Annotated in this window: 7 protein-coding genes and 1 pseudogene; 3 read left to right on the top strand and 5 right to left on the bottom strand. The window is 43.8% G+C overall.

Translation table 11 applies throughout. The features are described 5' to 3' along the window. Together ACESM0_RS01660 and ACESM0_RS01655 are read left to right on the top strand one after the other, a co-directional pair. Positions 1–195: pseudogene (locus tag ACESM0_RS01660) on the top strand (TPM domain-containing protein); the annotation flags it as partial. Then, a complete protein-coding gene (locus tag ACESM0_RS01655) occupies positions 185–970 on the top strand; it encodes a TPM domain-containing protein (protein ID WP_372903001.1) in 786 nt (261 codons plus the stop codon). The pseudogene ACESM0_RS01660 and the gene ACESM0_RS01655, both read left to right, overlap by 11 nt. 87 nt (positions 971–1,057) lie before the next feature. Here ACESM0_RS01655 and ACESM0_RS01650 read toward each other — a convergent pair whose 3' ends face one another. Next, the gene (locus ACESM0_RS01650; RefSeq protein WP_372902999.1) at positions 1,058–1,339 is read right to left on the bottom strand and encodes a hypothetical protein; all 282 of its coding nucleotides are present in this window, start codon (positions 1,337–1,339) and stop codon (positions 1,058–1,060) included. 30 nt (positions 1,340–1,369) lie between these two features. Here ACESM0_RS01650 and ACESM0_RS01645 point away from each other — a divergent pair, with 30 nt between their 5' ends. Then, positions 1,370–2,380, top strand: coding sequence for an acetamidase/formamidase family protein (locus ACESM0_RS01645; protein WP_372902997.1), 1,011 nt, complete (start codon positions 1,370–1,372; stop codon positions 2,378–2,380). Positions 2,381–2,433: 53 nt separating this feature from the next. Here ACESM0_RS01645 and ACESM0_RS01640 read toward each other — a convergent pair whose 3' ends face one another. From ACESM0_RS01640 to ACESM0_RS01625, 4 genes are all read right to left on the bottom strand, one after another. Further along, a complete protein-coding gene (locus ACESM0_RS01640) occupies positions 2,434–3,651 on the bottom strand; it encodes a trans-sulfuration enzyme family protein (RefSeq protein WP_372902995.1) in 1,218 nt (405 codons plus the stop codon). Further along, on the bottom strand, positions 3,635–4,120 hold the full coding sequence (locus ACESM0_RS01635) for an Lrp/AsnC family transcriptional regulator (RefSeq protein ID WP_372902993.1): 486 nt from the start codon (positions 4,118–4,120) through the stop codon (positions 3,635–3,637). Before ACESM0_RS01635 ends, ACESM0_RS01640 begins: the two co-directional genes overlap by 17 nt. Positions 4,121–4,288: 168 nt before the next feature. Further along, positions 4,289–5,767 (bottom strand): AAA family ATPase, encoded by a 1,479-nt coding sequence (locus ACESM0_RS01630; RefSeq protein WP_372902991.1) that lies wholly within the window; start codon positions 5,765–5,767, stop codon positions 4,289–4,291. A gap of 107 nt (positions 5,768–5,874) precedes the next feature. Continuing rightward, complete coding sequence (locus tag ACESM0_RS01625) at positions 5,875–7,146, bottom strand: anthranilate synthase component I family protein (protein ID WP_372902989.1); 1,272 nt, start codon at positions 7,144–7,146, stop codon at positions 5,875–5,877. Between the last annotated feature and the right edge of the window lie 44 nt (positions 7,147–7,190).

Genomic DNA, 7,190 nt, shown 5'->3' with positions numbered 1-7,190 from the left:
CATTTTTGGCAGGATGAAATAGACACCCTGATATCTGAATTCAAAAAAGGAAATTTTGAAGCAGGAATTGAGCGTGTTGTCGGAGATATTGGGGAAAAGCTTAAAACAAATTTCCCAAGTGACGGAAATGACCCCGACGAGCTGGGTAATGAGATAAGTTTTAAGAGTAATAGAGAAATTCAAAATGATGACTAACCGACATCTGACAGTTGCAATTACAATTCTATTTCTGAGCCTGTTTTTTATGGCAGGCCTGAGTGAAGGTTCAGCTCAAGACTTCCCTCAAACACCTTCAGGTCATGTCAATGATTATGCCGATGTCTTAAACTCAAGTCAGGAGCAACAGCTAGAACGAAAATTGCGAGCCTATCGCGACAGTACTTCCAACGTCATTGCCATTGCCATTTTGAATAACCTGCAGGGAGTTTCCCGTGAGGAAGCCGCCAATACCATTTTCAACTCCTGGCGAATGTGGGAAGGAGAACGACAAAACGGTGTGTTAATTCTGGTTGCAGTAGAGGATCGCCAGATGCAGATTGAGGTAGGATACGGACTGGAAGGTGCTGTTACAGATCTCATGGCCGGACGAATCGTAGACCAGATTCTCAGGCCAAATTTCAGAAATAACGACTTTTATAGTGGGCTCGATGAAGCCAGCACAACCATTATGCGTCTTGCCGCCGGCGAATATGACGCAGTTCCACAACAAAGCGACGATAAACCCAAAGTAATTGTTTTTATAGTCATTTTTGTGATCCTATTTTCTGTGATTTACATTTTGGTTAATGCAAGCGGTGGCAGTGGAGGCGGACGAAGACGAAAACGTCACACTATGGGTTCAGGCGGTGTTGTAGTCTGGGGCGGTGGCCGGTCATCCGGTGGATTTGGCGGAGGCGGCGGGAGCTTTGGAGGATTCAGCGGCGGTGGAGGATTTGGCTCAGGCGGCGGTGGCGCCGGCGGGGGCTGGTAGAAGTTTTTTTAACTATAGCATTTAGGCCTGAATACAATTCAAAACCCTTTGAAAAAATACCCAACCCATGTTGTGATTTTCAATTACTTAGGTTGCAACATTTAAAAAAAAGTGCTTAATGAAATCCTCCGTTTCAACTCCTGCAGAAGATTTCGATTCATAATGAAGGCGCCATCGAATTTCGGTAATGTTTTTCAGTCGTATCCAAAATTCATGCCTTTCAATTAATTTTTTTGGCACCAGAAAACTAACCGGTACCACACCCGGGTGGCGGCCTACCTCAATGTTGCCGTTTACTTTTACCCGGTTTATTACTTCAGGTTCGTACCGGGTTTTACAAACTTTACTTCTTTTTTCGCATATTCTCATCAGACCAACCTTTAATTTAATCTATCAACAATGACACGACTTTTACTATCACTTCTCATTGTGGGTCTCCTTGCCGGGTGCAGTTCTGAACAGAGTCAAACTGAACAGTCAGAAGCAAGAGACTACCCTGAACCTCAATACTCGCTGACAAATGATCAAACCCATAGTCGCTGGAGCCGGTTAATTGAACCTGTTTTAACCGTTCCCTCCGGATCAGTTATTGAAGTGTATACTGAAGAGGCCTCCGACGGTCAGCTTACACCCGAATCCACCGTAGAGGATCTTGATGACCTCGATTTCGATCCAATCCATCCACTGACCGGTCCCGTTTATGTTGAAGACGCCGAACCCGGTGATGTACTCAAAGTAACTCTTCATAACATTGAACTGGGCGAATGGGGCTGGACAGCCGTCATCCCGGGATTTGGATTTTTGGCCGATGAATTTGATCAGCCCTGGCTCAAAACGTTCACCTTTGAAGAAGGTGGAACTCATGCTCGGTTTTCAGAAGAAATCAGTATTCCCCTTAAACCATTTCCCGGCGTGATGGGCGTTGCTCCTGATACCGACGAAATGCTGTCTACGATTCCTCCGCGGTACAATGGCGGGAATATGGACGATCCGCACATGGTGGAAGGAACAACCATTTACTTCCCGGTTTTTGTGGAGGGTGCACTCTTCTCCATAGGTGATGCGCATGCTGCGCAAGGAATGGGGGAGGTTTGCGGTACTGCTATAGAAGCGCCTATGAGAATAGTATATGAAGTAGAAGTTCTAAAAGACAGACGCCCTATTGACGAGCCCGAATATGAATCGGACGACTACTATGCCGTTACCGCTTTTGGTGAAACAATAGACGAGGCCGCAGAAAAAGCCACCCGATATATGATCGACTACCTGGAGGCTGAACACGGCATGGATCGGTACGATGCATACGCGCTGGCATCACTTGCGGGAGATCTAAAAATCGCAGAAGTGGTGGATGTACCACACATGCTGGTAACTATGCACATGCCAAAAGAAGTGATTGAAATGGAGTGATGATTGCTAGACTAAACCTGACAGGTTCCAGAAACCTGTCAGGTTTTTACAATTCATCCCAAAGCCTGCTCCAAATCAGCAATGATGTCATCGGCTGACTCGATTCCGACACTCAGCCGCACCAGCCCATCGGTAATTCCCGACTCTTCACGTATTTTCGGATCCACAACGGAGTGCGTCATCGAAGCCGGATGCTGGATAAGTGAATCCACCGTACCCAGACTTACTGCCAGTGAACACAATTTTACTCTGTTCATCAGCTCAATTCCGGCATCCAGACCTCCTTTCAATTCAAAGGCAACCATGCCGCCATAGCCGTTCATCATCAGTTTGTCGATAATCTCCTTATCGGGATGAGTCTCCAGACCGGTATGCCATATCCTGCTGATTTTTGGATGGGCTTTCAGGAAATCAGTCACTTTTTGTCCGTTAAAATTGTGCTGCTTCATTCGCAGCGGAAACGTTTTCAAGCCCATTAGCGTAAGCCAGGCATCAAACGGACCGGAAATTCCACCAAAATTCTTCCGGTAGGTATGCATATCCGTTACAGCGAAGAACCCTTCTTTCGCCACCAAAGCTCCGCCAACAACCGTACCGTGTCCGTTTAGATATTTAGTTGTGGAATGAGCGACCAGATCTACTCCCCAATTCAGTGGACGCATATGATAAGGTGTTGCAAATGTGTTATCCACCATCACCAAAGCGCCATTCTGATGTGCAATCTGAGTAATCACTTCCAAGTCACAAACCCGCATGGTTGGATTTGCAATACTCTCGAGGTAGACCAATCCAATATCATCATGTTCACGAAAGGCGTCCATTACTTCATCCAAATTGTTTGGATCCATATTTGTTACTGCAATATTGTACCGACCGGCTTCCTCCTGCAAAAACTGAGAGGTACATCCATAAAGAGCTTTCTGTGCTAGGATTCTTTTGCCGGCAGCAAGCGCCATAAAACCGGTCGTGATGGCAGCCATGCCTGAACCAAACATCATCCCTTCAGTTTCTACTTCCAGGTCTATGCCTTCCAATTGTGCAATAATCTTCTCAGCTTTCTCAACCGTCGGATTTCCAAGTCTTGAATAGCTGTGTGTTGCCCCGCCTTCTTCGTGTGCAAAAAAACGTTTACCTGCTTCCACATCTTTAAACCTAAATGTGGATGTCTGATAAAGTGGCATCGCATGCGAACCGTAGGGATCTTTCTCCGGATGATCTGCTTGCGCACAGATTGTTTCTATCGATTTATTTTGTTTAGTCAGTGTCTCCATTTTCCATCACCGTTATTTTAGATTGCTCCTTTATTACAGACAGTACTATTCCTGTATAAATTCTCTCCACACCGGGAATCCGGGTCAGTTTTGTCCGGAGAAATTGCTCATACTCATTGGTATCTTTTACTACCACATGCAGCAAATAGTCGTATTCTCCGGTTGTATTGTAGCAGGCAAGTATTTCGGATATTCCATGAATGTGTTTTGAAAACTCCTCCATCTTACCCAGTTGATGAACCGATAATTTAATATTACAAAAAACGGTTAACCCCTTATCGATAGAGCTCTTATCAATCCAGGCCGTATAACCTTTTATTACACCTTCTCTCTCAAGGCGTTTTACACGCTCCAGTGTTGGAGTTGTTGTCAGCCCCACTCTCTTGGCCAATTCATTATTGGGCATGCGGCCATTCTCTTGCAGAAGGTCAATAATCTGCCGATCGGTATCATCCAATTTTACAGGCATACGTAGAATTATATTCTTTGTTATTACTTAATCTAAAGAATATAATTCTAATTTAAAAAGGATAGACAGGTGTTAAATCTTCATCATAGATTTCGCCGAGAAGTCAATACCACAGAGAACTACTCTAAGTAACCTATTCAAAGGTTTTTAGCTTTTTGATTTATTTAATCAGAGATCAAAGTCATCTTCTTCAAAATCTCCCATTCCGCCAAGCATGCTCCCAAGCATATCGGAATAAGACCGATGATCATCAATATCTTCCTTACCAAGCTTCGAGAATTGGTGAAGTGCTTCAATAACCAGATCCATAGCCGGCAACAGATCGTCCTTTCTGATTGATGAATTTTCTTGAACTAGTTCTTTTAGCCCATCCACTCTTTCCAATTCCTTTTTATAATCACCTTGAGGCATCAAGTCAGGAATTTCTAAAGAGTGACCAGCAGCAAACCAATCCAATATTTTCTCATAAGTACCCGCGTCATTTTCTTTTGTCTTGCTTTCTGACGGATCTTCAAAAACATCTAGAAAAGCTCTCCTGATCGCTTTGCCAAGCAGATGCTTTGCTACATTAACAGCACCCTCCTGCTCACCTTCATAAACCAGCTCCAGCTTCCCGGTAAGCGCAGGAATCATGTAGTACAGATCTGTCACGCGAAGCTGCGCAGCCGACTCTCCGCTGGCAATCATTCTGCGTTCTGCCGCTGATATCACCTGCTCCATAGCTGTGATTGTCATTCGCGTAGAAACACCGCTTTTCTGGTCGATATACTCACTGTCTCGGGCTTCAAAAGCTACATACTCCAAAACATCCCGATAGAGTTCGGGTATGATCACTTCCGTATCCCCATTTCTTTTACTCCACGCTTCCTGTTTAGTAATTTGCGAAGCAATTTTCAGCTCTTTTGGATAGTGGGTAATAATCTGGGAATCGATGCGGTCTTTGAGTGGAGTAATAATATTTCCACGATTTGTATAATCTTCAGGGTTTGCAGAAAAAGCCAGCGATACATCCAGTGGGATCCGCACATTAAAGCCGCGAATCTGAATATCTCTCTCTTGCATGATATTGAGCAAAGCTACCTGAATTCTAGGCTGCAGGTCGGGCAGCTCATTAATTACAAAAATTCCACGATTGGTTCTTGGTATCAAACCAAAATTGATTACTTCTTCATCGGCCAAGGTGAGTTTTTTAGACGCAGCTTTAATGGGGTCCAGGTCTCCGATCAGATCCGCTACAGTTGTATCGGGAGTGGCCAGTTTTTCTCCATAACGCTGCTCGCGGTTCAGCCAGGCGATGGGCGTATCATCACCAAGCTTATCCACCAGCGCCCTGCCATATTTTGAGATTGGATTTAGCGGGTCATCATTCACCTCGGAACCCTCGATGATAGGAACAGTTTCATTCAGGAACCCTGCTAAAAGTCGTAAAATCCGGGTTTTTGCCTGCCCTCTCAAACCTAACAAAATAATATCGTGGCGGGCTAAAATTGCATTTTGAAGCTGGGGCAGCACCGTTTTTTCGTAGCCCAGAATTCCCGGAAATAGCTCTTCATCAGCCTTCATTTTGCGGATCATATTTCTCCGCAGTTCGTCCTTAACCGATTCTGACTGATAGCCGCTTTTTCTTAATTCGCCGAGTGTTTTCATGCTTAAAAGTAGTTTGATGATTTAAAAACCGGAGAAGTATAAATTCACCTCTTCGCCTCAATGGCTTATAACTCATTCAAACGTGAAAGAATTTCAGCAGCAGCAAACTATTTTTCGACAATCCGTGTCAAAACTCGTGCTTTAACATGGGTCTCCTCCCACTCTTCTTCGGGATTAGAGTCACCGGTTATCGCACCACCCACCGGATAGATTACATACCCGTCCTTTATTATTGCTGATCGAATCACCACATTGAAATCAAAATCACCTTCAGATGTAAAATATCCGATCGCGCCGGAATAGATCCCTCTACGGTAGATCTCAAGATCTTCAATCGTTTTCATCACCTCTATCTTTGGTGCACCTGTCATCGAGCCCATTGGGAAACATGCCTTAATCACATCAACCGGATGAACATCTTCCAATGCCGTTGCCTCTATGGTTGAGATTAACTGGTGAACCGTACCAAACGACTGCACATCAAACAACTTCGAAACCTGCACCGAACCGGTTTCTGCAATTAGGGACAGATCATGACGTACAAGATCCACGATCATCAGATTCTCTGCCTTATTCTTTTCATTTAAAAGCTCTTCCCGATTTTTCAAGTCAGCGGTTTTCTCGTCGGATCGGGGTGAAGTTCCTTTTATCGGCTCGCTGATAACCTTTCTCCCGGATTTTTTAATGAACCGCTCCGGCGAAGAGCAGCAAACCTGAAAGTTCTTTGTTTTTATAAAAGCACCAAACGGTACAGGATTAATCTCTCTCATTTTTTTATAAATACTTAGCGGATTGCCTGTAATTTCTGCCTTTATCGGATAGGAATAGTTCAATTCGTAAAAATCGCCCTCCCAGATCAATCTCTGAATCTCTTTTATTTTACGAATATATGATGATTTCTCTTCGAGCCTCTTAATATTCTTTACACTTTCGGAGCTGCTGTTTACAGGTTGATTTTTAATCTCTTGTAGATTGACATTTCCCGCCAAAACCTCAACATTTTCTCCTTCAATTTTCAGCATAATTTCCGGTTCCATAAAATAGAAGTCGGGAACATCTACAAATTCCGGATTTTCAGAACTAAGAGGTTCAATATGGTTTTTCAAATCATATCCAAAATAACCAAAAGTCATACCTCGGCTCTCGTCTATAAAACGCCGTATAGCAGTCCATGGGCTATCTTCTGAAATTTCTTCTTTACCCCCGACAATTTTTGTGATATGCTTTCCTTTCCCGAAAATAAAACGCTTTGGCTTTACAGCCACGTAACTTCTGGCAGATGAAGGGTGCTCCGGCATTTGAGATTCGAGCAGAACATACTCACTGTTACTATAATATCCCGTAATCTGATCAATGATATTTTTAGACCTTTTTTCCATTCAGCAAGTATAAAAGTTTTTCAAGCATTTTAATACTTGTTTCA

It is taken from the genome of Rhodohalobacter sp. (assembly GCF_041686455.1).
Lineage (GTDB): Bacteria > Bacteroidota > Rhodothermia > Balneolales > Balneolaceae > Rhodohalobacter.
This window is presented reverse-complemented; position numbering and strand designations above follow the sequence as displayed.